Here is a 24,051-nt window from a genome sequence, read left to right as displayed (position 1 = left end):
AGTTTACCTGCGCCATTGCCGATAGGCATGGAAACAACACAGCAGGTATTACACTTATGTTCAGATCCATTCGCGCCCGCATCATTGCGGCGACGACAGGCTGTATGGTCGTCGCCCTTCTTCTTAATACCATTATCAACTTTCAGGTCACGCGCCAGGATAATCAGCAGTCGCAGCGCGATATACTGACCAGCACCAGCGCCAGCCACAATATGGCGATTGCCGACTGGGTCAAAAGCAAAATGACGGTGATTGCCTCCGCGCAGAGTATCGCGCTGGCTGACGATCCGGTTCCGGTGTTTAAGCAATTAGCCCAGGCGGGCGGCTTCACCAACGTCTACGCAGGCTACGCCAGCAAGACGGCGAAATTCTCCGATCCTGCGGGGGTCCCGGCGGATTATGACCCAACCATTCGTCCCTGGTATCAGCAGGTGGTGAGCACGGATGGCCCGGTTGTGACGGCGCCCTACGTTGATGCCGGTACCGGGAAGCTGGTGGTGACGTTTGCCGTACCGGTGAAAGAGAATGGTACTCTGATAGCGGTGATAGCGGGCGATGTCGCCATGGATAGCGTGGTGGCGAACGTGCGCGGGATCCACCCAACGCCTGCCAGCAGCGGGTTACTCCTGAACAGCGACGGCACGGTTATTGCCGCCAACGAGCCGACCCTGACGCTGAAGCCGTTTACCGGGACGATCAAAGGCATCGACCTTGCGGCGCTGAAGAGCGGTAATCCGGTCGACGGGACGCTGAATGATGAGGAAAAAACCTTTATCGCCTCAGCCGTGCCGGGCACGAACTGGCTGCTGGTCGTCGCCCTCGACAGCAGCGACGCCACCTCCGGCATGCGTTCCTTGCTGAAAGCGTCGGCAATCTCGCTGGTGATTCTGGCGCTTCTGAGCGGCGCCATTGTCCACCTCCTGATAGCCCGCCTGCTTAAGCGCCTGTCCGACATTCGCGACGCGATGCACAGCATTGCCAACGGCACCAACGATCTGTCCCAGCGTCTGCCGGATAGCGGCGATGACGAAGTGGCGCAAATTGCGCAGGCGTTTAACGCCTTCAGCAATAAGCTCTCGGTGGTGATGGTCCAGCTTCGCGACGCCAGCGCCTCAGTGAAAAACGCCGCGCAGGAGATTGCGGCAGGCAATCAGGATCTCTCCGGACGAACCGAGCAGGCCGCGTCCAGCCTGCGTGAGACCGCCAGCGCCGTGGAAGAGATAACCGCCTCCGTTACCCAGTCGAATGAATCGGCCGAAGAAGCCAACGACCAGGCCAGTAAGGCCTCTGCGGCCGCAGCGCGCGGCGGCGAAGTAGTCTCGCAGGCAATCAGCACCATGCAGTCCATCGAAGTGGCTTCTGCAAAGATTGGCGATATCACCAGCGTGATTGACGGCATCGCCTTCCAGACCAACATTCTGGCGCTTAACGCCTCCGTCGAAGCGGCTCGTGCCGGTGAGCAGGGCCGTGGGTTCGCGGTCGTTGCGGGGGAAGTGCGTAATCTGGCCAGCCGCAGCGCTCAGGCGGCGAAAGAGATAAAATCCCTTATTGACTCCACTACCGAAAGCGTTGCAACCGGCTCCCGGTTTGTGCACCTTGCGGGCGACAGCATGGATGAGATCCGCGCCAGCGTCGGGAGCGTGTCTGGCATTATGCGTGAAATATCTATTGCCACCCGCGAGCAGATGAAAGGCATCCATGAAATTAACCACGCGGTGACTCACCTGGATCGCATGGTGCAGCAGAACGCTGAACTCGTTGTACAGTCTGCTGCGGCGGCCAGCGCGCTGCAAAGCCAGGCGGGCGACCTTGCTGAGACCGCTGGCCATTTCCGCATATAATTTTTCCCGGACGCGCGTTAAGCAGGGAAAACGCGCGTCCGCTGAAAGGTTTCAGGGATTTTGTCATTTTTGTTTAATCGTTGCGCCATTTTTTGATCGAAATCAGCATCACCCACCTTCCCCTTTGGTGTTATGCAATGAGTAAATTGTGAACAACATCACGCTCGGGATGGGCAAAAACGACGGGGTATAAAAAATGGCACGAGTTAAAACGAGTCTGAAACTGTTTGGCGGGGATACGGTAGTGGTGCGTTGCTCAGAACGTTGCCGCATCCATCTGATGAGTACAAAAGGGCAAAAGCAATCGCAGGCAGATATCCTTACCGTCCAGGATGATAAGGCCTGGCTGACGGTGCCTTACACCGGCACCTGGGATGTGCTGATCGACAGCCACAGCCAGTCGCTCGAACATTCCGTAAGTTACGTGGCAGCATAACCATAAACGCCCGGCCAGCCGGGCGTATTATCAGGCAAAACCCGGGCGGAGCGTATTGCTGAGCGGGTTCCCTTCCAGCAGCGCTTTAACCTTCACCACCAGCTCACTCAGACAGTCGTCCTGCATACCGAGACGCGTCAGCTCCTGATCGAGCGAGAAAAGGTACTGGGCATTAGTGCCCAGCGGTCCACTGGCGGCGGCAATCAGCGGGGCAATCACCTGGGTTCGGGTGTCGGCTTCATACAGCGGGTGGCGCGGATCCATAATGAACACCAGCGCGTTGACGGTGCGGCCGTCGTCCAGTTCCAGCTTGCACCAGCTGGGCATATAGCAGCCGGTGATCATCTCGCGCTTCCACAGCAGTGTCAGCTCATCTTCCAGCGTGGTATCCGGCAGCCGGTATGCCACGCCCGTGGTGCGCCCGCCCTCTTTTAGTGCAAGCATACGTCCAGGCTGACACGCGCTGCCGCGTCCGGCGGTCAGGCGCAAACAGAAGGCGCGGTGCCAGCCAGGCAGCGTTCCGGTTGCCGATTCAACAAACTCGAGCGCCGGGTTCCACATCAGAGAGCCGTAACCAAAAATCCAGACCGGGCCATCATCCGGGCGGCAGGCCAGCGTTGCCGCAAGCGACGCCGCACGTTGTTCAGCCGACCACAGAAGCGATTCCTCAATAGCACCAAATGCCGTCTTACAATCTGCCTTCATCAAGAAATCACGCGTTAACACATTCCACCTCCGCCACTGCATGCTTCCTTGCGACATCTTTAATGCGCCTTCCCGGCATTCTGTGCTGTTCATTTTAACAGCAGTTGAGCAACGATAAGCAATTCGCGGGCCAGATGCAATACAGCGGCAGTTCAACCGCCTGAAATGTCAAAATGGAGGCAGCGTATTATTCGGCAGTTATTTCTTTTTGTGCCATTTGTCATCATCCCCTTTCTCATAGTCATTTTTTACGGCGGCCCAGGCCACTTTATGCGCCGTCTCTTCACGGCTGGCATCGTCCCGGCGATCTTCTTTATCTTTGTACTGATCCCAGGCGCTGTTAAAGGCTTCTTTGTAGATATCCTGAGCGTGGGCAGGCAGTACGTTTTGCACGTTATCCGGTAATTCGCTTTTCGATTTGTATGGCATCGCTAACCTCTCTTTTGGCTAAAAGATAAGTGTGGACGACGATACGCCAGGGTGCCAGCCGACAGCGAGAAATGAACTATTTAATAGCACAAACCATTGTTATTAAATTATTATTTTGTGTAAATAAGGTATTATAAGCTTCAGACAGTAAAATCCCATTAAAGGGTAAAACTAAGTAAAAAATACAGGGTATTTAACCGTTTTCTGTTAATTTAACACCCTCAAAATCTATCTATAATTACAAGCACCTGCACTGTTGGAGAAACACATGACAGCAACACACGAGGCGGTAAAGACCCGCCACAAGGAGACCTCTCTCATTTTCCCGGTTCTGGCACTGGCTGTGCTGCTCTTCTGGGGAAGCAGTCAGTCATTGCCAGTGGTTGTGGGGATCAATATTCTGGCTCTGGTGGGTATTTTAACCAGTGCATTTAGCGTGGTACGCCATGCGGATGTTTTAGCCCACCGTCTTGGAGAGCCGTATGGGTCATTAATTTTAAGCCTTTCGGTTGTGATTCTTGAGGTCAGTCTAATTTCCGCATTAATGGCCACCGGCGACGCCGCACCAACGTTAATGCGCGATACGCTCTACTCCATCATTATGATTGTTACCGGCGGCCTGGTCGGTTTTTCGCTTTTATTAGGTGGCCGCAAATTTGCCACCCAGTACATGAACCTTTTTGGCATTAAACAGTATCTAATCGCCCTGTTCCCGCTGGCGATTATCGTGCTGGTATTCCCGATGGCATTGCCGGGCGCAAACTTCACCACCGGCCAGGCGCTGCTGGTGGCGCTGATTTCCGCGGCAATGTACGGCGTGTTCTTGCTGATCCAGACCAAAACGCACCAAAGCCTGTTTGTTTACGAGCATGAAGACGACGGCGACGATGATGACCCGCATCACGGTAAGCCGTCGGCCCACAGCAGCGCGTGGCACACGGTTTGGCTGATCGTGCATCTGATTGCGGTAATTGCGGTCACCAAGATGAATGCGAACCCGCTGGAGGCGCTGTTAACTGAACTGAACGCGCCGGTCGCCTTTACCGGTTTCCTGGTAGCCCTGTTGATCCTGTCGCCAGAAGGCCTGGGTGCGCTGAAAGCGGTGCTCAATAATCAGGTGCAGCGTGCGATGAATCTGTTCTTTGGCTCCGTTCTGGCGACCATCTCCCTTACCGTTCCGGTGGTAACGCTTATTGCCTTTATGACGGGGAATGAATTGCAGTTTGCGCTGGGTGCACCAGAGATGATTGTGATGGTGGCATCCTTGCTGCTGTGCCAGATATCCTTCTCCACCGGCCGCACCAATGTGCTGAACGGCGCGGCGCATATGGCGCTGTTTATTGCGTATCTGATGACGATATTTGCGTAATTTTTTTGCCGGGTGCGCTGCGCTTACCCGGCCTACGAAACCCGTAGGCCCGCGCAAGCGTAGCGCCGCCGGGCAAAGAAAAACCCGCCGAAGCGGGTTTTTTATTAGTTGCTGGTATCCAGCTCGTCGAAGCTCTTCACCAGATCGTCAATCGCTTTAATCTGTTTCAGGAATGGCTCCAGCTTATCCAGCGGCAGCGCGGATGGACCGTCGCATTTCGCGTTAACCGGATCCGGGTGCGCTTCAATGAACAGACCCGCCAGGCCGGTTGCCATACCGGCGCGCGCCAGTTCGGTCACCTGCGCACGACGCCCGCCAGACGCGGCGCCAAACGGGTCGCGACATTGCAGGGAGTGGGTCACGTCGAAAATCACCGGAGACTGGTTAGAGACGTTCTTCATTACGCTGAAGCCCAGCATATCCACAACCAGGTTGTCATAACCGAAGTTTGAACCACGGTCGCACAGGATCACCTGGTCGTTACCACCTTCGATAAACTTATCGACGATGTTACCCATCTGGCCAGGGCTCACGAACTGCGGTTTTTTCACGTTAATCACGGCACCGGTTTTCGCCATCGCTTCTACCAGGTCAGTCTGGCGCGCCAGGAACGCCGGAAGCTGAATCACGTCTACCACATCAGCCACGGGCTGTGCCTGAGACGCTTCGTGCACGTCGGTGATCACTTTCACGCCAAACGTCTGTTTCAGCTCCTGGAAAATCTTCATCCCCTCTTCCAGGCCCGGGCCACGGTAGGAGTGAATGGAAGAGCGGTTGGCTTTGTCAAAAGAGGCTTTAAACACGTACGGGATGCCCAGCTTTTGGGTCACGGTCACGTAGTGTTCGCAGATGCGCATAGCGAGATCGCGGGATTCCAGAACGTTCATACCGCCAAACAGCACGAACGGCAGGTCGTTTGCCACGTTGATATCACCAATGCTAACCACTTTTTGTTTCATAGGATCGCCTTATTCAGGTGTGAATCGGAATTAAGATTAATGCAGTGTAATGTGTTTATGCGCGATCGCGTTGATCTGCGCGCGAATCATTTCGCTGATCGGGTCTTCCGGACATTGCTCGACGAAATAATTCAAATCATTCAGCGCCACGTGCTCGCAGTCGAGCTGCGCATAAATCAGGCCGCGGTCGCGGATTTCGTACGGATCTTCCGGATTGAACTGCAACAGCACTTCGCTTGCGCGCAGGGCCAGCTCCATCTGACGCTCTTCCATCAGCGCAGACTTCAGCGTATCCAACAGCTTGCGGATCACTTCGGCGTTATCGGCTTCATCGAGATCTTCATTGAACAGCTCCGCTATCGGGCTGATGTTGCCTTTCAGCCAGACGTCCAGCGTATGCTCATCCAGCGTGTCGCCGTTAAACGGATTGATTAACCACATCTCACCGTCCAGCCACTCCGCCCGCAAAATCATCTGCGTGGGGAAAATGACCGGCACCAGTGGAATATCCAGTCGGTGCGCAACCCACAGTAAAATGGCGCCCAACGCGACGGCGCTACCCTGTCGATTTTTCAGCACCTGGTCCAGCCACAGTGCGTCAGACAGGCGATACACGCCTCGCGTGTCGCAGAAACCCCATTCGCCGTAGAAAAGCTCAATCAGCTTCTCTAATTGCCAGTCTTGCGGACGTGCCTGATTGATCTCTTCGCGCGCCAGGCTGACCAGATTTTCCAGTTCAGCGTAAACGTACTGTGATGTGAAATCGTCGCGGATCATCTCTGAAATCAGGATCATACCATCGCATAGCGGCACTTTGTTAAATTCGAAATCGGCTAAGGACCTCATGACTTACCCCAGTAACGGTATTCTTGTGGTGGCGAGTTTAATGATGATGTACAGCACCACCAGACCCAGCAGAAAGGCGATAAACCCTGCCTGCTGGCTGCGCGGACGATGACGCCCAAGCGCGATAAAACCCAAAACGATGTAGATGATAACGCCAAACAGCTTTTCAGTCAGCCATAGGCCTTTATCAGTAAATGGCAGATAGCCGGTCTTCCACATTAACCCGGCTCCGGAAAGGAACAGCACTGTGTCGATACCGTGTGGGGCGATACGTACCCAGCGGGCGTTAATCAGCGGATTATTGCTGTAGCGCCACCAGTAGCGGACAATGAAAAAGCCGATGGTCAGGGCAACGGAAACCAGGTGAACGGAGATTAGCAGCGTAAACAGGCTCATGACCACTGCCCCAGCGTCAGACGTTCATTGCCGCCGTAATCGCGGCAGGTTTCCACGGCGGCGTATCCGGCACGCGTAAACAGTGCTCGCACCGCCTCTCCCTGCGTCCACCCATGTTCCACCAGCAGCCAGCCACCGGGAAGCAAATGTTGCCGTGACGTTGTCACAATGTAATCGAGATCCGCAAGTCCCTGATTCGCAGCGACCAGCGCGGTCAACGGTTCAAAACGCACGTCGCCCTGCGCGAGATGCGGATCGTCTTCGTCGATGTAGGGCGGATTGCTGACAATCATTTCGAACATGCGGCTTCCAAGCGCGGCAAACCAGCTGCTTTGCAGAACGGAAACATTGTTCAGCCTCAGCCGTTCAACGTTGCGCCGCGCGAGGGCGACCACATCAGGCATCACGTCTACCGCCGTCACGATACAGTCCGGCCGCTCGCTGGCAAGCGCCAGCGCAATCGCGCCGGTGCCGGTACCCAGATCGAGGATCTGACACGACTGCGCCGGTAACCGCGCCAGCGCCTGCTCCACCAGACACTCTGTGTCCGGGCGCGGGATCAGCGTCGCCGCTGAAACATACAGCGGAAGTGACCAGAACTCGCGCTCGCCAACCAGATGCGCCACCGGCTCGCCGGTTTTACGGCGGGCGAGCAGCGCCTCCAGCTGCGATAGCTGTTCAGCTGTCAGTTCGGTTTCGCCGAAAGCCAGCAGATACGTGCGGGCTTTACCCGTCACATGCTCAAGCAGAATTTCGGCGTCCCGCTTCGGGCTTTCACTTTCTGAAAGTTCACGGGCCGCCTCACGTAACCAGCGCTGAAAATCCATTAATCCTGCTCGGACAGCGCCGCCAGCTGGTCGGCCTGGTATTCCTGCACGATAGGCTCAATCAGCATATCGAGCTTGCCTTCCATTGCCTCATCCAGACGGTAGAGCGTCAGGTTGATGCGGTGGTCGGTTACGCGCCCCTGCGGGAAGTTATAGGTGCGGTTACGATCGCTACGGTCGCCGCTGCCCAGCAGGTTACGGCGGGTAGAGGCTTCCGCCTGCTGGCGTTTCGCCATTTCCGCCGCGTGGATACGGGCACCCAGCACGGATAACGCCTTAGCTTTGTTCTTGTGCTGGGATCGCTCGTCCTGACACTCAACCACAATCCCGGTGGGCAGGTGAGTAATACGGATAGCGGAGTCGGTGGTGTTAACGTGCTGACCACCCGCCCCTGAAGAGCGGAAGGTGTCGATGCGCAGATCCGCCGGGTTGATATCCGGCAGTTCCGCTTCCGGCAGCTCGGGCATGACCGCCACCGTACAGGCCGAAGTGTGAATGCGTCCCTGAGATTCTGTCGCAGGCACACGCTGCACGCGGTGACCACCGGATTCAAACTTCAGCCGACCATAAACGCCGTCGCCGCTGATTTTGGCGATAACCTCTTTGTAGCCGCCATGCTCGCCTTCGTTGGCGCTCATGATCTCTACGCGCCAGCGGCGTGATTCCGCATAACGGCTGTACATACGGAACAGATCTCCGGCGAACAGCGCCGCTTCGTCGCCGCCGGTACCGGCGCGGACTTCCACAAAAGCGTTACGCTCATCGTCCGGATCTTTTGGCAGCAGAAGGACCTGAAGCTGCTGCTCCATCTCTTCTGACCGTGCTTTAGCGTGCTGCAACTCTTCCTGGGCCATCTCGCGCATTTCAGGATCGTCGAGCATCATCTGCGCGGTTTCGATATCTTCCTGGACCTGTCGCCAGTCGGTAAAGCATTTTGAAACATCACTTAACTGCGCGTATTCACGCGACAGCGCGCGAAAACGTTCCTGGTCGGCAATGGTCCCGGCATCGCCGAGCAGCGCCTGGACTTCTTCATGGCGCTCGTGCAGAGCTTCCAGTTTAGCGACGATAGAAGGCTTCATAGGCGTAAATGCACCTTGTCTTAGAAAATGGGTATAGGGCGCTATTCCAGCCCGAGGCTGTTGCGCAGAATAGTCAGGCGTTCATCGTCCCCGTCACGGGCAGCCTGCTGAAGAGATTTGGTTGGGGCATGGATCAGGCGGTTGGTCAGTTTCCAGGCTAAATCCTGCATAATCGCCTGCGCGTCGCCGCCCTGTTCAAGGGCCGCTAACGCTTTGGCCGTCAGGTCATCACGCACCTGCTCCGCCTGACCGCGGTATTCGCGGATGGTCTCGCTGACGCTTTGCGCGCGCAGCCAGGCCATAAATTCGCTGGTTTCCTGTTCAACGATGGTTTCCGCCTGCACAGCCGCCGCCTTACGCTGGGCAAGGTTGTGCGAAATGATGCTTTGCAGGTCATCCACGCTGTACAGGTAGGCGTTCGCCAGTTTGCCCACTTCCGGTTCGACATCACGCGGAACGGCGATATCCACCAGCAGCATCGGTTGATTGCGGCGGGATTTCAGCGCACGCTCGACCATCCCTTTCCCGATAATCGGCAGCGGGCTGGCGGTAGAACTGATAATAATGTCCGCCTCTTTCAGACGTTCATCGATGTCGCTCAGCGCAATCACCTCAGCGCCCACTTCATCTGCCAGCACCTGCGCACGTTCGCGGGTGCGGTTAGCGATGATCATCTTCTTCACCTTGTGTTCGCGAAGATGGCGCGCCACCAGCTCGATGGTTTCGCCCGCCCCCACCAGCAGTACGGTGACGGTCGACAGCGATTCAAAGATTTGACGGGCAAGAGTACAGGCCGCGAAAGCAACCGAAACCGCACTGGCGCCAATGTCGGTTTCGGTTCGCACACGCTTCGCCACGGAGAATGACTTCTGGAACATTCGCTCCAGTTCGCTGGCTTTCAGATGCCCTTTCTGGGAATCCGCGAAGGCTTTTTTCACCTGGCCGAGGATCTGCGGCTCGCCCAGCACCAGCGAATCCAGACCGCTGGCCACACGCATCAGATGGCTGACCGCATCGTTATCCTGATGCCAGTACAGGCTGTTGCGCAGCTCTTCTTCGTTGAGGTTGTGATAGTCACATAGCCAGCGGATCAGCGCCTCGTGCAGGTTGTCCTGCTCCTCCACGCTTAAATAGAGCTCGGTACGGTTGCACGTCGACAGCACCACGCCACCCTGCACCATCGGCTGTGCAAGCAGGCTATCCAGCGCCAGGTCGAGCGTATCCGGCGAAAACGTAACGCGTTCTCGCAGTGAAACCGGGGCCGTTTTGTGGTTAATACCGAGTGCTAATAGGGTCATGTTGAGCGGGAGTAGTACCAGCGTTAATAAGGTTAGCAGGACGCATCATACAGGATGCGCGAGATCAATAAAAGAGACTGCCCCCTTTCGGAGTAATAGCTTACGCCGCGCTTTGAGATAATTTGAACGTAGACGGTGGCACCCTTCAACGCTAGCATTAACAGTTATAACTGCAACGTATCTCAAGGATTTGTCATCATTATGACCCGAATGATTCGCCTGCTGCCTCTGGCGGCCCTGGTTCTGACCGCCTGTTCCGTTCATCAGCCGAAAGGCCCGGGCAAAAGCCCCGACTCACCGCAGTGGCGTCAGCACCAGCAGGATGTGCTGAAATTAAGCCAGTACCAGACCCGCGGTGCATTTGCATATCTCTCTGACGAACAAAAAGTTTATGCTCGCTTCTTCTGGCAGCAAACGGGGCAGGACAACTATCGCCTGCTGCTGCTCAACCCGCTGGGCAGCACCGAGCTGGAGCTTAACGCGAAGCCTGGCGAAGCGCAGATCACCGATAACAAAGGCCAGCACTACACCGCGACCGACGCCGAAGAGATGATTGGCAAACTGACCGGGATGCCGATTCCGCTCAATAGTCTGCGCCAGTGGATCCTTGGCCTGCCGGGTGACGCCACCGACTATACGCTTGATGACCAATACCGTCTGAGCCAGGTTAACTACACCCAGGGCGGTAAAACCTGGAAAGTGGTGTACAGCGCGTATGACAGCAAGACGCAACCATCGCTGCCGTCCAATATGGAGCTGACGCAGGGTAGCCAGCGTATCAAGCTGAAAATGGATAACTGGATCGTTAAATGATGACCCACTGGCCCTCTCCCGCAAAACTGAACCTGTTTCTCTACATTACCGGGCAGCGCGCTGACGGCTATCACACCCTGCAAACCCTGTTTCAGTTTGTCGACTACGGCGACACGATCTCAATCGAACCGCGTCAGGACGGGCAGATTTGCCTGCTGACGCCAGTCGACGGCGTGGCGCACGACGATAACCTGATCGTGCGCGCTGCCCGCCTGCTGATGAAAACGGCGTCGTCGTCGGGTCGTCTGCTAGCGGGAAGCGGTGCGGATATCCGTATCGACAAACGCCTGCCGATGGGCGGCGGTCTTGGCGGCGGTTCGTCAAATGCTGCAACCGTTTTGGTGGCGCTTAACCATCTGTGGGGCTGCGGTCTGACAACGGACGAGCTGGCAGCGTTAGGGTTGACGCTGGGCGCCGATGTACCAGTGTTTGTGCGCGGCCACGCGGCGTTTGCTGAAGGGGTGGGCGAAATCCTCACGCCGGTCGATCCGCCGGAAAAATGGTATCTGATCGTTCACCCTGGCGTGAGCATTCCTACCCCGGTCATCTTTAAAGATCCTGACCTGAAAAGAAATACCCCGGTACGGTCAATAAAAACGTTATTAAATTGTGAATTCAGCAACGATTGCGAGGATATCGCAAGAAAACGTTTTCGCGAGGTTGATGCGGTGCTTTCCTGGCTGTTAGAATACGCGCCGTCGCGCCTGACCGGTACAGGGGCCTGTGTCTTTACTGAATTTGACACCGAATCCGCCGCCCGTCAGGTGCTTGAGCAAGCGCCGGATTGGCTGCATGGTTTTGTAGCACGCGGGATGAACACCTCCCCCCTACAGCAGGCCATTCTGGCGCAGACTGAGTTTCGGTGACAACGTCACCCTGTTCCAGACGTTGCATCGCGCTCTTTAATACACCGCCTGGATAGCGTTTGCTTAGGCCCCGCAGTTTGCGGCGAACGCTATCCACCACTGGACGCATGCCTGAGGTTCTTCTCGTGCCTGATATGAAGCTTTTTGCTGGTAACGCCACCCCGGAACTAGCACAACGTATTGCCAACCGCCTGTACACTTCCCTCGGCGACGCCGCTGTAGGTCGCTTTAGCGACGGCGAAGTCAGCGTACAAATTAACGAAAATGTACGCGGTGGTGATATTTTCATCATCCAGTCCACCTGTGCTCCAACGAACGACAACCTGATGGAATTGGTTGTTATGGTCGACGCGCTGCGTCGTGCTTCTGCTGGCCGTATCACTGCTGTTATTCCTTACTTTGGCTATGCACGTCAGGACCGTCGCGTCCGTTCCGCGCGTGTGCCAATCACCGCTAAAGTTGTCGCAGACTTCCTCTCCAGCGTCGGCGTTGACCGCGTACTGACAGTCGACCTGCACGCAGAGCAGATCCAGGGCTTCTTCGACGTGCCGGTTGATAACGTTTTCGGCAGCCCAATCCTGCTGGAAGACATGCTGCAACTGAATCTGGACAACCCGATTGTGGTTTCTCCGGACATCGGCGGCGTGGTACGTGCTCGTGCTATCGCGAAGCTGCTGAACGATACCGACATGGCGATCATCGACAAACGCCGTCCGCGCGCTAACGTTTCTCAGGTGATGCACATCATCGGTGACGTGGCTGGCCGCGACTGCGTGTTGGTGGACGACATGATCGATACCGGCGGTACGCTGTGTAAAGCCGCTGAAGCGCTGAAAGAGCGTGGTGCGAAACGCGTATTCGCTTACGCGACTCACCCGATCTTCTCCGGCAATGCGGTAAACAACCTGCGTAACTCCGTCATCGACGAAGTTGTGGTGTGCGATACCATTCCACTGAGTGACGAGATCAAAGCGCTGCCAAACGTGCGTACGTTGACTCTGTCCGGGATGCTGGCCGAAGCGATTCGTCGTATCAGCAACGAAGAATCCATCTCTGCAATGTTCGAACACTGATCGAACACGGCCAAAAAACCCGCTACGGCGGGTTTTTTTGTTTATAGTATTTATTTGTATGACTTATGCCTCCTTCACCTGCCATTCATATGACAGATGATGCGCACACGGATGATAGATAATTGTGAAAAACGTAACCTCCTCACATGTTCTGCCCTTTCGCGCCCTCATCGACGCCTGCTGGAAAGAGAAATACACGTCGTCACGCTTTGTTCGTGACCTGATAGCCGGGATCACCGTCGGGATTATTGCCATCCCGCTGGCGATGGCACTGGCGATTGGTAGCGGCGTCGCGCCGCAGTACGGGCTGTACACCTCAGCCGTTGCGGGGATTGTGATTGCGCTGACGGGCGGGTCCCGCTTCAGCGTCTCCGGCCCAACTGCCGCCTTTGTGGTGATCCTCTACCCGGTTTCCCAACAGTTTGGTCTGGCAGGCCTGCTGGTTGCCACCCTGATGTCCGGCATCTTTTTAATTCTGTTCGGTCTGGCCCGCTTTGGTCGCCTGATTGAATATATTCCCCTTTCCGTGACGCTGGGGTTCACCTCGGGGATTGGGATTACCATCGGGACCATGCAGATTAAGGATTTCCTCGGCCTGCAAATGGCCCATGTTCCGGAGCACTACTTACAGAAAGTGGGCGCGCTGTTTATGGCGTTGCCGACGGCCAACCTGGGCGATGCAGCCATTGGCATCGTTACCCTCGGCACACTCATCGTCTGGCCTCGCTTAGGCATTCGTCTCCCGGGGCATCTCCCCGCTCTGCTGCTGGGCTGCGCGGTGATGGGCGTCGTCAACCTGCTCGGTGGACAGGTCGCCACCATTGGCTCCCAGTTCCACTATGTTCTGGCGGATGGCTCACAGGGTAACGGTATTCCGCAGCTGCTGCCGCAGCTGGTTCTGCCGTGGGACATGCCGGGCTCCAGCTTCACCCTGAGCTGGGATTCCCTTCGCGCTCTGCTGCCTGCCGCGTTCTCCATGACAATGCTGGGCGCGATTGAATCCCTGCTCTGCGCCGTCGTGCTCGACGGCATGACCGGCACTAAGCACAAAGCCAACAGCGAACTAGTCGGTCAGGGCTTAGGGAACATCGTTGCACCGTTCTTCGGCGGTATTACGGCTACGGCTGCGATTGCCCGTTCCGCCGCGAACGTACGTGCGGGCGCGACATCACCGGTTTCCGCGGTCATTCACTCCCTGCTGGTGATCATGGCGCTGCTGATCCTTGCCCCACTGCTTTCATGGCTTCCGCTCTCTGCCATGGCTGCGCTGCTGCTGATGGTGGCCTGGAATATGAGTGAGGCGCATAAGGTGGTGAATCTGCTGCGCCGTGCGCCGAAAGATGACATCATCGTGATGCTGATCTGCATGTCGCTGACCGTGCTGTTTGATATGGTTATCGCTATCAGCGTCGGCATAGTGTTGGCCTCGCTGCTGTTTATGCGCCGCATCGCGCAGATGACGCGTCTCTCCCCGGTTAACGTTGAGGTGCCTGAAGATGTGCTGGTGTTGCGCGTGATTGGCCCGCTGTTCTTCGCCGCGGCGGAAGGTTTGTTCAGCGATCTGGCGTCCCGCATCGCGGGCAAACGGATTGTGGTGCTGAAGTGGGATGCCGTCCCGGTGCTGGATGCCGGCGGTCTGGATGCCTTCCAGCGCTTTGTTGCCCGCCTGCCGGAAGGCTGCGAGCTGCGGATCAGTAACCTCGAATTCCAGCCCCTGCGCACCATGGCGCGCGCGGGCGTACAGCCGATCCCTGGCCGATTGTCCTTCTACCCTAACCGTGAAGCTGCATTAGCGGATCTGTGAGTCATCTGATGCAGAGATACGTCTTTGCATCATCACCCCGATCGCCTGCTGGAGCCATTCAAGCACGGCAGGCGTCATCCACGTGCCTTTCATCAGATGCGGCTCCTGCTGCATGGCGAGACGAAATTTTTGCTGGGTCTGCGGGTTTGTTCCCGCATAGGACTGGAACAAAACCAGCCACTTTTCTGCCAGCTTTTGCGCATCGTCAGAAGCGGGACTGAGATTATCCCGCTGCGCCTGATGTAGCTTTGCCACCAGCGGCGGCCACTCCATCATCCGGTCAAAGTAGTGCGCCCGGGTAAAGGCCATCTCTTCGGCAGTGAGATATTTCTCCCAGATGCTGAGCTTTGATTCGGCAAACGCCCGCGTGATGTAATCCGTAATCTCCGGTGTAATGCCGGTTTGCTCCTGCATCTGCGGCTCCACGCTGTGCATTTCGTTCAGACGGGTCAAAAATTCCGGTTTGCCTGCGGTATCCTGTTCCAGGCGTTCCATCCACCGTGAAGCCAAATCGGTCGCCCGCGCGTCCGTGACGCTGACGTTCTGTTCCAGTAAATGTTTAACCTCCGTCACCAGACCCGACCAGATATCCGCCAGCGCCTCTTTCTCTACCGCAAACGGCAGTTGCTGCAACTCTTCTTTGCTAAACCAGCGATCGTACATATTCATTAACTCCAGAGTCTGTAGCCAGGATTCCAGATCCGGCGTCGCATCGTCGGTCAGCCCGGTACGCAATTCCACCAGCCGGTTGCGCAGCGTATGGATGCTACGCAGTTGCTTGTCCAGCAAAGTGATTTGCCCGTCGAGTAATTCCGCTAATGACAGCGAACGCTGTTCCAGAAAATCCCTGATTTCGGCAAGCTCCAGCCCGGCTTTTGCCAGCGTCTGGATCATATGCAGACGCTGCACATCCGCCAGGTTATAAAGCCGGTAGCCTGCCGCGCTTCTGGCAGAAGGTAACAACAGCCCTGTTTGCTCGTAGTGATGCAAAGTCCGCACGGTGATCCCAGCACGTTTCGCCAGTTCACCCACCTGAATCAACATAACGGCTCCTTTTGTTCTGCCAGTGTTGCTACTCTGAAGCCTTACGTTACGTGAGGGTCAATGCGTCATGCAAAAAAAAACGACTTCAGATGAAGTCGTTTCGGTGTTCTTTATGGGGCACTAGCCGTGCTTATGCTGGTCGCGGCGGCATCGTTTATCGTAATGGCGCACCCACCAGTATTTATCGCAGACTTCCTCATGTCCGCTCACGCGCGCCCCGGCGAGCCACAATACCGCACCGAGGAAGATACTCAGCACCGCGCCATGCGCAAAGTATTGTGGGAGGTCAAGCTGCGGTAATTGGTTTAAAATTGAATAACCGACACCGGCGACCATCACGAACAGTCCCAACCCCATTAGCACGTTACCGAGCATTGAAGCGTTTTTGCGTTTCATATGTCACCTCCGGAACTTTGGGTTGTCAGGGGAAAAACCCCTTCTCCTTGTGTGTAAAGTATAGACAACGCCACTTATATGAGTTGCGTGAATGATCACATTTACAGATAACTCCCGGACAAAAATTTACAAATAAGACATTGAACAGCTTGAAATTCTAATTGTTCAAAGAAGAAATTATTCGCATTTCGGTGTACAGCAGGCAGAACTTTGTCAAGCGGCGCGCCAGACAGTAAACTACGCGCCAGATCTGGAACCCATTAGGAAGTAAATCGTGACGATTAAACTGATTGTCGGCCTCGCCAATCCGGGCGCAGAGTATGCCGCTACCCGCCATAACGCCGGCGCCTGGTATGTTGATCTGCTGGCGGAACGTCTGCGCGCGCCCCTGCGTGAAGAACCCAAGTTTTACGGGTATACCTCACGCATCAATCTTGCGGGTGCCGACGTGCGGTTGCTGGTGCCAACCACCTTTATGAACCTGAGCGGCAAAGCCGTGTCGGCCATGGCAACGTTCTATCGCATAAATCCGGATGAGATCCTGGTGGCCCACGACGAACTGGATCTGCCGCCAGGCGTGGCGAAGTTCAAGCTGGGCGGCGGTCATGGCGGCCACAACGGCCTTAAAGACATCATCAGCAAACTGGGTAATACCCCTAATTTCCACCGTTTGCGCGTGGGAATCGGCCATCCGGGCGATAAAAACAAAGTTGTTGGTTTCGTACTGGGTAAACCACCGGTTTCTGAGCAGAAGTTGATTGACGAAGCGGTGGACGAAGCGGCCCGCTGCACCGAGATTTGGCTTCAGGACGGCCTGACGAAAGCCACCAATCGACTGCACGCTTTCAAAGCGCAATAATCGACGCCCTGGGGCTTTTTTACCGCGCGTCGCGCGGGTTACGTGTATAATAGGCGTAGTTATTTACTTTTCTTCAATCGGTTATCGTTAACGGATTGATTATCAAGATATTAAGGTGATTTAGAAATGGGATTCAAATGCGGTATCGTCGGTCTGCCAAACGTGGGCAAATCCACCCTGTTCAACGCGCTCACCAAGGCAGGTATTGAAGCGGCGAACTTCCCGTTCTGTACCATCGAGCCGAACACCGGTGTTGTTCCTATGCCCGATCCGCGTCTGGACCAGCTCGCAGAAATTGTGAAGCCGCAGCGCATTCTGCCAACTACCATGGAGTTCGTGGACATCGCGGGCCTGGTAAAAGGCGCATCCAAAGGTGAAGGCCTGGGCAACCAGTTCCTGACCAACATCCGTGAAACCGAAGCGATCGGCCACGTTGTGCGCTGCTTCGAGAACGACAACATTATCCACGTTAACAACAAAGTGGATCCGGCTGACGACATCGACGTCATCAACACCGAGCTGGCCCTCTCTGACCTCGACACCTGCGAGCGCGCCATTCACCGCGTGCAGAAGAAAGCGAAAGGCGGCGACAAGGACGCGAAAGCGGAACTGGCTGCCCTGGAAAAATGTCTGCCACAGCTGGAAAACGCGGGCATGCTGCGCGCGCTGAAAAACCTGACTGAAGAAGACAAAGCGGCGATCAAATACCTGAGCTTCCTGACCCTGAAGCCAACCATGTACATCGCCAACGTTAACGAAGACGGTTTCGAGAACAACCCGTACCTCGACAAAGTACGTGAAATTGCCGCGGCTGAAGGTTCTGTGGTTGTTGCCGTGTGCGCGGCCGTTGAATCTGATATCGCCGAGCTGGACGATGCCGACCGTGAAGAGTTCATGGCCGAACTGGGTCTGGAAGAGCCGGGCCTGAACCGCGTGATCCGCGCGGGCTATGAGCTGTTGAACCTGCAAACCTACTTCACCGCTGGTGTAAAAGAAGTGCGTGCATGGACCATCCCTGTCGGTGCGACTGCGCCTCAGGCGGCTGGTAAGATCCACACCGACTTCGAGAAAGGCTTCATTCGTGCGCAGACTATCGCGTTTGAAGACTTTATCACCTACAAGGGTGAGCAAGGCGCGAAAGAAGCTGGCAAGATGCGTGCTGAAGGGAAAGACTACATCGTTAAAGATGGCGATGTGATGAACTTCTTGTTTAACGTCTGATTAGTTTTGAATTAAAAAAATCCACGCTTTGGCGTGGATTTTTTATTCCGAGATTAATTCCCCGATCAGTATTAAATTTAAAAAATACCTTCTTTGGGAAGAGGTTCTCTCACCCTCCAAGGATCATCTAGCAAAAACTTCGCAGCTGTACGTTCATGCCATCAAGCGCGCCATGCTGTTTCCTTATAACACCCTATGGCTTATCATAGCATTTTATTAAAAAATCTCATAACAACAGCAACTGTAGCGAATAATTCGCTTACATTTAATGGCTTCTTAGGAAAGATCTTCTTCTGTTACCAATCCATTAACAAATTTAGAAAATGAATTTGTTAGATATCTTTGAAGTTTTGTGTGATTTTCTTGCATAGTCAAATCCTCATCAAAAGAATCTGTAGCAAAATATACGATTGAATAATTATCTAAATTCAGACAAAAGAAGTTCCCTCCCCAATCATTTGCGAAAGGAAGCAAGTTATTAGGAATGACTTCCCGAGCCAACATGCTGATATAGCAGCCGTCAATTAAAGATCTAGGATCATCATTTGTCTGAGCATTATAAACAAACGGTTTAAACCCTGCCACCTCTACTGGCTCAAAATCTTCATCACAGTCCCACCAACTTTTCTCAGGAGTGCCACCATTAAAATGCAGATAATGTGAAACAAAATCATCCGGAAGGGTAATAGATAATTTCTCTTCGATTTTAGCAATATCTGCACGTTCAATCTTTTTTTCACAGTTACTGAAATGATTCATAGATTTATACCTCAATGGTGACAGTTTGCACGCAATTTTTTCGGAACACACCCCTTCAACCAGCCTTTAGAATGTGAAACAGCAATAGCTTCTTGGGATCCATATTTTACCCCAAAATATTTCTCGAATTGTGAAACTGAGCCTTTGTGGGGGAAAGTAGCTTCATGCGCAGAAGTTTTTACTAGTTGCATTGTTGTCCTTCCTGTGGCTGGGTCAAAATCATCGACATGGTGCCATGTATATCCGATTGCTTCGTTTTTAGAAATACCGGCTGCCTTGAATGCCTTGGTGAAATCTCTATCTCGAGTTCCTTGCATTGTAATAGATACAATATTCTGTTTCGTTCCATTGATTGGGAAAAGATCTGGGCTTCCTGTAAAGTCGACTCCCTTTAATGCCAACCCCCACGGATCCACCCACCCCAGCGCATTCGGCGCATACTGGTATAGTTTTATCCCCCCCGCCAGCCCTATCTGGTCCTGCTGCGTAAACCGTCCGCAGTCCGGGTCGTAATACCGGAACAGATTGTAGTGCAGCCCTGTCTCACGATCCAGGTATTGCCCCTGCATCCGCAGATTCTGGGAATACCCAGATACCTGCGTCTCGCTTTCCCGCAGCAGTTTGCCCCAGCGTTGTTCACCCCTTCCCAGCGCACCTGCCCTTCGCTATCCGTCATCCGCTCCGGCGTGCCGTTGGGCTGACAGTGGAACCAGAAGATTTCCGGGGCATCAACGCCGTCAATACGCGCCAGCGGGTCGTAGCTGTCCTGATCGCTGTAGACGTAGGTCAACAGCACATCCCCGCACATTTCCTGTAACAGCCGTAACCGTTCCCGGACAAACCGCGTGGCGACCAGCTTACCGGTTGGCAGGCCGTCAGGCATCTGGCGGTGCGTATTGCTGATGCGGCGGCCCAGTGGATCGTATCGGAAGCTGACCTCCGTCTGCGGTCTGTTGCGGTCCCGCGGCTGGCTGATGACCTCCGTCAGGCGGTGCTCGCCGTCGTAGCGGTAGTGCCAGCGGGTCTGGCCGTTATCTTTCTCCACGGTGCGTCCGTGGACGTCATAGCGCCAGCGAATGCCGTTGAGCTGCGTCAGACGGTTTTGCGTGAGCTTCTCAGCAGAACCTTCAAGCGGTGAAGGTTCGTTAGTGGTAGTAGTTTGCGCCACGGTTGAATCCGATAATGCTGAACTGGACGATGCCGACCGTGAAGAGTTTATAGCCGAGCTGGGTCAGGAAGGGCCAGGCGCGAAAGAAGGAGGCAAGATGCGTGCATAAGGAAAAGATTACATTGTTGAAGATGGCGATGTGATGAACTTCTTGTTTACGTTTAATTTTTATGAACGGGAAAAATCCACGCTTAGGGGTGGATTTTTTATTGCAGGGTAAAAGTTATTGTCTAAGAGAACTGTCTTCAAGCTGGGTACAAAAGTAATGATTTCAGAGTCTCAAACTTTAAAGTCTGTAAAGACTTCTCGCGTAGATGCTCTCCAAGTAAGGCCTGACACTAGCACTTAGCGAGACTGACACCTCCGATTCACAGTATCAGTATGCCGGACGCCTGAAAGATCCGCTCTGAATTCCCCTTTTCTAGCCATTCCACATGAGCAGGTATCGCTGCGTCAATCTCTTTGACTGGTTTTATATAGGTAAATATGACAAAGTAAACAGTGCTCATCCTTTGCTTCTCAGCACAGTTTATCAGCCACTTGTTAGAACTGCTTATGCAACCCTCTTTTGCCACTAGTTATTGTTAATATTTTGGGGCGCTTTCGATCTCAACACGCAGGGCCTGACCGAGACAGCGTGTTAAGCTTCATATCATAGGTATAAAACCAGTCATACCAGCCATTTTGGTGAATTGCGAAACTACAGACAACAATGACTTCCTTCGACAAATTAAATGTTAAGTAATAGAAATAAGCGTTTTCAGGTGGTGCAGAAAGTAATAGCTCTTGGCCCTCAGCATTGAAGATTTTCAAAACGGTTGGTAATGGTTCTGGTTCGCTTATCGCAAAGACTAATTGGCGTACAGGATCGACCTTTGCGGCATCTAAGCGAGGTATGTTTAGTCTAATAATTTTTGAACAGAAAATCCATTCTAGCACGTTGCTTTCTCAGATAAACCTGAAGTCAGCGATCATATTCGCTCTCAATAAAAAATTATTTTTATACATGGATGATGTTGAAAGTTTTTGATATTGATGCTGACTTTACTCTTTAAAACGGCCTCAAGATTCCAATGAGGCTTCAGGTTTTTATCATTAAGAATAACAACTTTAAATTTAGTTTTGATTTGAATATCTTATCTGAGAAATAATAAAAATATCATCTATTTGGTTGTTGATAGCTTTCCAGGCTCTGGAATTATAATATTTTAAAAGAAAAGGATTGATATGCTTAATCACGGGCCATAAAAATGCATCAATGTACTAAGATCATCTAAATCTTGTGCGGTGAGTTCATTTCTCTCCATTTTGTCATACTTATACATTATACCTTTCATCGGAGGGCCGGAATCATGTTTAGTTGCCATGCTCATTAACTCATCAATATCTGATTCTTTTATTAAAGTTCTCTTTAAAAATTCAAAGAGCATTTTTTCTGCATCTTTTCTTTCTAAAAAATACATTTTGATTACCTTACTGATTTTATGTAAAAAGTCACAAGTATAACTAGAAGTGCCTTTTTGTCGCTGATCTATGGTTCTTCATTTTAACATTTTTTTGGATGAAAAAATCTACGCCAGGGCGTGGATTTTTATTCAGAGATAAACACCCTCTTCTAATGAGTTTTCAGTAAACGTTGCTTTTGTAAAGGAAATTAGCACATCTGAACCATGCTTTTTATATTTAACCTCGTAACTACCTGGTTCTAAAGTAATAAACTCGCCTGAAATAGCATCTGAATCATCTGGCTCCAGATCTCCGCCAGTGACATCCTCTCCCGCCCCTATGAAAACCTTTCCAGTAGGTACGTTTAAAAATAACGATCCGGCATATTCACCAATTTCACTTTTAATATCAACTTTATAGTTACCATCATCTCCAACATTGAGAAATAATACATTCCCTTTATTTATTTCTTCAACTTCATCTTCTGGAAGACTCCACCAATCTGCATCATCATTAATCCTATGCTTTAATGACATCAAATCATAAATTACTAATGTGGCAGTATCCGTCTGTATATTAATAGATTTATTCATTTTACCCCCTATTGAAATATTATTTCACTGATGGTATCTCCGGGCTGAAGCCCCGCCTTTCTGCCTGCATTTTTCAAAGAACTACCGACACTTTTATTAATAGTTTCATTCAGCATTTGTAATCTTTGTGTAGGCGAACCTCCAACAATTAAATCAACAGGATGATCAGCGTTTAATTTACTTAGATCAGGTGCTGAACAAAACATTTTTTCAAAGCGTGCAGAAACAGCCTGCCTGTAAGAACTTTGCAAAGATGAAATCCTAACCTCATGGGTGCCAGGAGACCAAACTAACTCTCCTCTTTGAGCCGCTCGGTTTAAGGCATTCATTTTTTTCATAAACTGTCTTTCGAGGAATTTTCTCTCAGTTGATGACAGCTTTGTGCTGCTTAAAATCTTCGGTTTATTAACAGTTAAGCGGGTACCTCCAGAACACCTACTCAACCCCCACGGATCCACCCATACCAGCGCATTTGGCGCATACTGGTAAAGATTTATCCCTCCCGCCAGCCCTATCGGGTCCTGCTGCGTAAACCGTACGCAGTCCGGGTCGTAATACCGGAACAGATTGTAGTGCAGCCCTGTCTCGCGATCCAGGTATTGCCCCTGCATACGCAGGTTCTGGGAATATCCTGATACCTGCGTCTCGCTTTCCCGCAGCAGTTTGCCCCAGGCGCTGTTCACCCCTTCCCAGCGCACCTGCCCTTCGCTATCCGTCATCCGCTCCGGCGTGCCGTTGGGCTGACAGTGGAACCAGAAGATTTCCGGGGCATCAACGCCGTCAATACGCGCCAGCGGATCGTAGCTGTCCTGATCGCTGTAGACGTAGGTCAGCGGCACATCCCCGTGCACTTCCTGCAACAGCCGGAACCCTTCCCAGACAAACCGGGTGGTGACCGGCTTGCCGGTTGGCTGGCCGCCCAGCATCTGGCGGCGCGTTTTGCTGATGCGTCGCCCGAGCGGATCGTAGCGGAAGCTGACCTCCGTCAGGCGGTCTGTTGCGGTCCCGCGGCTGGCTGATGACCTCCGTCAGGCGGTGCTCGCCGTCGTAGCGGTAGTGCCAGCGGGTCTGGCCGTTATCCTTCTCCACGGTGCGGCCATGGATGTCATAACGCCAGCGAATGCCGTTGAGCTGCGACAGGCGGTTGTGCGGGATCTTCTCAGCAAAATCTTCGAGCGGTGAAGATTCTGTAGTGGTGGCGGTTTGCGCCGCGGTTGAATCCGATATCGCTGAAATGAACGACACCGATCGTGAAGATTTAATGGCCGAGCCGGGTCTGGAAGAGCCGGGCCTGAACCGCGTGATCCGCGCGGGCTATGAGCTGCTGAATCTGCAAATCTACTTCACTGCTGGCGTAAAAGAAGTGCGTGCATGGACCATCCCTGTCGGTGCGACTGCGCCTCAGGCGGCCGGTAAGATCCACACCGACTAAATCATAGGGTAATTGCGTCCTATCCCTAGCAGCTGTAATGTTCCACCATTAATTTATTCAAGATATGCACTTGAAAAGTTGCAACAGTGCAGCGGGCACGCTCGTTAGAGCTCTACACAGTTTAACAGAAGATGTCATAGTTCCAGCGAATGCTTGCGCTGGGCTTTTTATCAAGTAATAATCCGTAGTATAAATCCTAATTCATACTGGGGCATTTTATTTTCGAAGGCTCCAATCTGTGGAATCAGCTACACGGATTTCATTAAGAATGAGATCTAGAGGAACGTGTGCAATTATTTACCCCTCATTAACTACACTGAATCGACCACCTGTGGACGTGGTACACCATTGATATGTTTATGCGTATCGATTATTAAAAAAGAAAAGAT

23 protein-coding genes and 5 pseudogenes are annotated in these 24,051 nt (G+C 53.3%); 11 read left to right on the top strand and 17 right to left on the bottom strand.

Going from position 1 to position 24,051, the window contains the following annotated elements:
• The first annotated feature begins 56 nt into the window (after positions 1 to 56).
• The gene (locus tag AC4OVS_RS09515; protein WP_410022948.1) at positions 57 to 1,841 is read left to right on the top strand and encodes a methyl-accepting chemotaxis protein; all 1,785 of its coding nucleotides are present in this window, start codon (positions 57 to 59) and stop codon (positions 1,839 to 1,841) included.
• A gap of 196 nt (positions 1,842 to 2,037) precedes the next feature.
• Complete coding sequence (locus AC4OVS_RS09510) at positions 2,038 to 2,277, top strand: hypothetical protein (protein WP_015570352.1); 240 nt, start codon at positions 2,038 to 2,040, stop codon at positions 2,275 to 2,277.
• Between the two features lie 30 nt (positions 2,278 to 2,307).
• Here AC4OVS_RS09510 and AC4OVS_RS09505 read toward each other — a convergent pair whose 3' ends face one another.
• Complete coding sequence (locus tag AC4OVS_RS09505; protein WP_017384255.1) at positions 2,308 to 3,003, bottom strand: gamma-glutamylcyclotransferase; 696 nt, start codon at positions 3,001 to 3,003, stop codon at positions 2,308 to 2,310.
• 177 nt (positions 3,004 to 3,180) lie between these two features.
• A complete protein-coding gene (gene chaB / locus AC4OVS_RS09500; protein ID WP_003856674.1) occupies positions 3,181 to 3,411 on the bottom strand; it encodes a putative cation transport regulator ChaB in 231 nt (76 codons plus the stop codon).
• Positions 3,412 to 3,679: 268 nt separating this feature from the next.
• On the opposite strand from chaB, the gene chaA reads away from it, so the two are divergent.
• Entirely contained in the window at positions 3,680 to 4,780 is a 1,101-nt protein-coding gene (gene chaA, locus AC4OVS_RS09495) for a sodium-potassium/proton antiporter ChaA (protein ID WP_003856672.1), read from the top strand.
• Positions 4,781 to 4,884: 104 nt separating this feature from the next.
• Here the strand turns inward: chaA and kdsA are convergent, their stop codons facing one another.
• Genes kdsA through hemA form a run of 6 tightly spaced genes read right to left on the bottom strand, consistent with a single transcriptional unit; the run spans position 4,885 to position 10,188 of the window.
• Positions 4,885 to 5,739, bottom strand: coding sequence for a 3-deoxy-8-phosphooctulonate synthase (gene kdsA, locus AC4OVS_RS09490; RefSeq protein ID WP_022648375.1), 855 nt, complete (start codon positions 5,737 to 5,739; stop codon positions 4,885 to 4,887).
• A 36-nt stretch (positions 5,740 to 5,775) separates the two neighbouring features.
• On the bottom strand, positions 5,776 to 6,585 hold the full coding sequence (gene sirB1, locus AC4OVS_RS09485; RefSeq protein WP_022648376.1) for an invasion regulator SirB1: 810 nt from the start codon (positions 6,583 to 6,585) through the stop codon (positions 5,776 to 5,778).
• A gap of 3 nt (positions 6,586 to 6,588) precedes the next feature.
• The gene (gene sirB2 / locus AC4OVS_RS09480; protein WP_410022950.1) at positions 6,589 to 6,981 is read right to left on the bottom strand and encodes an invasion regulator SirB2; all 393 of its coding nucleotides are present in this window, start codon (positions 6,979 to 6,981) and stop codon (positions 6,589 to 6,591) included.
• Positions 6,978 to 7,808: a peptide chain release factor N(5)-glutamine methyltransferase gene (prmC, locus tag AC4OVS_RS09475; protein ID WP_022648378.1), complete on the bottom strand. Its 831-nt coding sequence runs from the start codon at positions 7,806 to 7,808 to the stop codon at positions 6,978 to 6,980. The genes sirB2 and prmC overlap by 4 nt, the downstream gene beginning before the upstream one ends.
• Positions 7,808 to 8,890, bottom strand: a complete 1,083-nt coding sequence (gene prfA, locus AC4OVS_RS09470) for a peptide chain release factor 1 (protein WP_023306432.1) — start codon at positions 8,888 to 8,890, stop codon at positions 7,808 to 7,810. Before prfA ends, prmC begins: the two co-directional genes overlap by 1 nt.
• A gap of 41 nt (positions 8,891 to 8,931) precedes the next feature.
• Positions 8,932 to 10,188: a glutamyl-tRNA reductase gene (hemA, locus tag AC4OVS_RS09465; protein WP_003856666.1), complete on the bottom strand. Its 1,257-nt coding sequence runs from the start codon at positions 10,186 to 10,188 to the stop codon at positions 8,932 to 8,934.
• 201 nt (positions 10,189 to 10,389) lie between these two features.
• Here hemA and lolB point away from each other — a divergent pair, with 201 nt between their 5' ends.
• The 4 genes from lolB to dauA all read left to right on the top strand — a co-directional run bounded on the left by lolB (position 10,390) and on the right by dauA (position 14,744).
• Positions 10,390 to 11,001 carry a lipoprotein insertase outer membrane protein LolB gene (lolB, locus tag AC4OVS_RS09460; RefSeq protein ID WP_003856665.1) on the top strand — a complete coding sequence of 204 codons (612 nt, stop codon included), beginning with the start codon at positions 10,390 to 10,392 and terminating at the stop codon, positions 10,999 to 11,001.
• Positions 10,998 to 11,867 (top strand): 4-(cytidine 5'-diphospho)-2-C-methyl-D-erythritol kinase, encoded by an 870-nt coding sequence (gene ispE / locus AC4OVS_RS09455; protein ID WP_491922345.1) that lies wholly within the window; start codon positions 10,998 to 11,000, stop codon positions 11,865 to 11,867. The genes lolB and ispE overlap by 4 nt, the downstream gene beginning before the upstream one ends.
• 125 nt (positions 11,868 to 11,992) lie before the next feature.
• Entirely contained in the window at positions 11,993 to 12,940 is a 948-nt protein-coding gene (prs, locus tag AC4OVS_RS09450) for a ribose-phosphate diphosphokinase (protein ID WP_003856663.1), read from the top strand.
• A gap of 124 nt (positions 12,941 to 13,064) precedes the next feature.
• Positions 13,065 to 14,744: a C4-dicarboxylic acid transporter DauA gene (dauA, locus tag AC4OVS_RS09445; RefSeq protein ID WP_491922344.1), complete on the top strand. Its 1,680-nt coding sequence runs from the start codon at positions 13,065 to 13,067 to the stop codon at positions 14,742 to 14,744.
• Here the strand turns inward: dauA and AC4OVS_RS09440 are convergent.
• Together AC4OVS_RS09440 and ychH are read right to left on the bottom strand one after the other, a co-directional pair.
• Entirely contained in the window at positions 14,730 to 15,788 is a 1,059-nt protein-coding gene (locus AC4OVS_RS09440) for a MerR family transcriptional regulator (RefSeq protein WP_063152557.1), read from the bottom strand. The two genes, dauA and AC4OVS_RS09440, sit on opposite strands and share 15 nt — an antisense overlap.
• A gap of 120 nt (positions 15,789 to 15,908) precedes the next feature.
• Positions 15,909 to 16,184 carry a stress-induced protein YchH gene (ychH, locus tag AC4OVS_RS09435; RefSeq protein WP_022648382.1) on the bottom strand — a complete coding sequence of 92 codons (276 nt, stop codon included), beginning with the start codon at positions 16,182 to 16,184 and terminating at the stop codon, positions 15,909 to 15,911.
• Between the two features lie 274 nt (positions 16,185 to 16,458).
• Here ychH and pth point away from each other — a divergent pair, with 274 nt between their 5' ends.
• Together pth and ychF are read left to right on the top strand one after the other, a co-directional pair.
• Entirely contained in the window at positions 16,459 to 17,043 is a 585-nt protein-coding gene (pth, locus tag AC4OVS_RS09430; RefSeq protein ID WP_023306437.1) for an aminoacyl-tRNA hydrolase, read from the top strand.
• Positions 17,044 to 17,169: 126 nt separating this feature from the next.
• Positions 17,170 to 18,264 carry a redox-regulated ATPase YchF gene (gene ychF / locus AC4OVS_RS09425; RefSeq protein WP_010432886.1) on the top strand — a complete coding sequence of 365 codons (1,095 nt, stop codon included), beginning with the start codon at positions 17,170 to 17,172 and terminating at the stop codon, positions 18,262 to 18,264.
• A gap of 276 nt (positions 18,265 to 18,540) precedes the next feature.
• On the opposite strand, the gene AC4OVS_RS09420 is transcribed toward ychF, so the two are convergent.
• A complete protein-coding gene (locus AC4OVS_RS09420; protein ID WP_063147196.1) occupies positions 18,541 to 19,023 on the bottom strand; it encodes an SMI1/KNR4 family protein in 483 nt (160 codons plus the stop codon).
• Between the two features lie 11 nt (positions 19,024 to 19,034).
• A pseudogene (locus AC4OVS_RS09415) lies at positions 19,035 to 20,161 on the bottom strand (RHS repeat-associated core domain-containing protein); the annotation flags it as partial.
• Between AC4OVS_RS09415 and AC4OVS_RS09410 the strand changes: the two are divergent.
• A pseudogene (locus tag AC4OVS_RS09410) lies at positions 20,145 to 20,300 on the top strand (hypothetical protein); the annotation flags it as partial. The pseudogenes AC4OVS_RS09415 and AC4OVS_RS09410 overlap by 17 nt on opposite strands.
• Positions 20,301 to 20,359: 59 nt before the next feature.
• On the opposite strand, the pseudogene AC4OVS_RS09405 reads toward AC4OVS_RS09410, so the two are convergent.
• The 5 genes and pseudogenes from AC4OVS_RS09405 to AC4OVS_RS09385 form a co-directional block, all read right to left on the bottom strand.
• Positions 20,360 to 20,700 (bottom strand): annotated as a pseudogene (locus AC4OVS_RS09405) (YciI family protein).
• Positions 20,701 to 20,800: 100 nt separating this feature from the next.
• Complete coding sequence (locus tag AC4OVS_RS09400; protein ID WP_200488062.1) at positions 20,801 to 21,130, bottom strand: hypothetical protein; 330 nt, start codon at positions 21,128 to 21,130, stop codon at positions 20,801 to 20,803.
• Between the two features lie 296 nt (positions 21,131 to 21,426).
• Positions 21,427 to 21,654: a hypothetical protein gene (locus AC4OVS_RS09395; RefSeq protein ID WP_023300301.1), complete on the bottom strand. Its 228-nt coding sequence runs from the start codon at positions 21,652 to 21,654 to the stop codon at positions 21,427 to 21,429.
• Positions 21,655 to 21,786: 132 nt separating this feature from the next.
• Entirely contained in the window at positions 21,787 to 22,230 is a 444-nt protein-coding gene (locus tag AC4OVS_RS09390; RefSeq protein WP_058646411.1) for a DUF6386 family protein, read from the bottom strand.
• Between the two features lie 8 nt (positions 22,231 to 22,238).
• Positions 22,239 to 23,412 (bottom strand): annotated as a pseudogene (locus tag AC4OVS_RS09385) (RHS repeat domain-containing protein); the annotation flags it as partial.
• On the opposite strand from AC4OVS_RS09385, the pseudogene AC4OVS_RS09380 reads away from it, so the two are divergent.
• Positions 23,411 to 23,659 (top strand): annotated as a pseudogene (locus tag AC4OVS_RS09380) (DUF933 domain-containing protein); the annotation flags it as partial. The pseudogenes AC4OVS_RS09385 and AC4OVS_RS09380 sit on opposite strands and share 2 nt — an antisense overlap.
• Between the last annotated feature and the right edge of the window lie 392 nt (positions 23,660 to 24,051).

The organism is Enterobacter sp. 4974935, assembly GCF_058661735.1.
The sequence above is the reverse complement of the archived record's forward strand: the minus strand, read 5'-3'. Positions and strand labels throughout refer to the sequence as shown.

Excerpts from the sequence above, each read along its gene's own strand:
- AC4OVS_RS09515 (WP_410022948.1), top strand. The coding sequence starts at position 57 with ATGTTCAGATCCATTCGCGCCCGCATCATTGCGGCGACGACAGGCTGT.
- AC4OVS_RS09510 (WP_015570352.1), top strand. The coding sequence starts at position 2,038 with ATGGCACGAGTTAAAACGAGTCTGAAACTGTTTGGCGGGGATACGGTA.
- chaB (WP_003856674.1), bottom strand. The coding sequence starts at position 3,411 with ATGCCATACAAATCGAAAAGCGAATTACCGGATAACGTGCAAAACGTA.
- chaA (WP_003856672.1), top strand. The coding sequence starts at position 3,680 with ATGACAGCAACACACGAGGCGGTAAAGACCCGCCACAAGGAGACCTCT.
- kdsA (WP_022648375.1), bottom strand. The coding sequence starts at position 5,739 with ATGAAACAAAAAGTGGTTAGCATTGGTGATATCAACGTGGCAAACGAC.
- sirB1 (WP_022648376.1), bottom strand. The coding sequence starts at position 6,585 with ATGAGGTCCTTAGCCGATTTCGAATTTAACAAAGTGCCGCTATGCGAT.
- sirB2 (WP_410022950.1), bottom strand. The coding sequence starts at position 6,981 with ATGAGCCTGTTTACGCTGCTAATCTCCGTTCACCTGGTTTCCGTTGCC.
- prmC (WP_022648378.1), bottom strand. The coding sequence starts at position 7,808 with ATGGATTTTCAGCGCTGGTTACGTGAGGCGGCCCGTGAACTTTCAGAA.
- prfA (WP_023306432.1), bottom strand. The coding sequence starts at position 8,890 with ATGAAGCCTTCTATCGTCGCTAAACTGGAAGCTCTGCACGAGCGCCAT.
- hemA (WP_003856666.1), bottom strand. The coding sequence starts at position 10,188 with ATGACCCTATTAGCACTCGGTATTAACCACAAAACGGCCCCGGTTTCA.
- lolB (WP_003856665.1), top strand. The coding sequence starts at position 10,390 with ATGACCCGAATGATTCGCCTGCTGCCTCTGGCGGCCCTGGTTCTGACC.
- ispE (WP_491922345.1), top strand. The coding sequence starts at position 10,998 with ATGATGACCCACTGGCCCTCTCCCGCAAAACTGAACCTGTTTCTCTAC.
- AC4OVS_RS09440 (WP_063152557.1), bottom strand. The coding sequence starts at position 15,788 with ATGTTGATTCAGGTGGGTGAACTGGCGAAACGTGCTGGGATCACCGTG.
- ychH (WP_022648382.1), bottom strand. The coding sequence starts at position 16,184 with ATGAAACGCAAAAACGCTTCAATGCTCGGTAACGTGCTAATGGGGTTG.
- ychF (WP_010432886.1), top strand. The coding sequence starts at position 17,170 with ATGGGATTCAAATGCGGTATCGTCGGTCTGCCAAACGTGGGCAAATCC.
- AC4OVS_RS09420 (WP_063147196.1), bottom strand. The coding sequence starts at position 19,023 with ATGAATCATTTCAGTAACTGTGAAAAAAAGATTGAACGTGCAGATATT.
- AC4OVS_RS09395 (WP_023300301.1), bottom strand. The coding sequence starts at position 21,654 with ATGTATTTTTTAGAAAGAAAAGATGCAGAAAAAATGCTCTTTGAATTT.
- AC4OVS_RS09390 (WP_058646411.1), bottom strand. The coding sequence starts at position 22,230 with ATGAATAAATCTATTAATATACAGACGGATACTGCCACATTAGTAATT.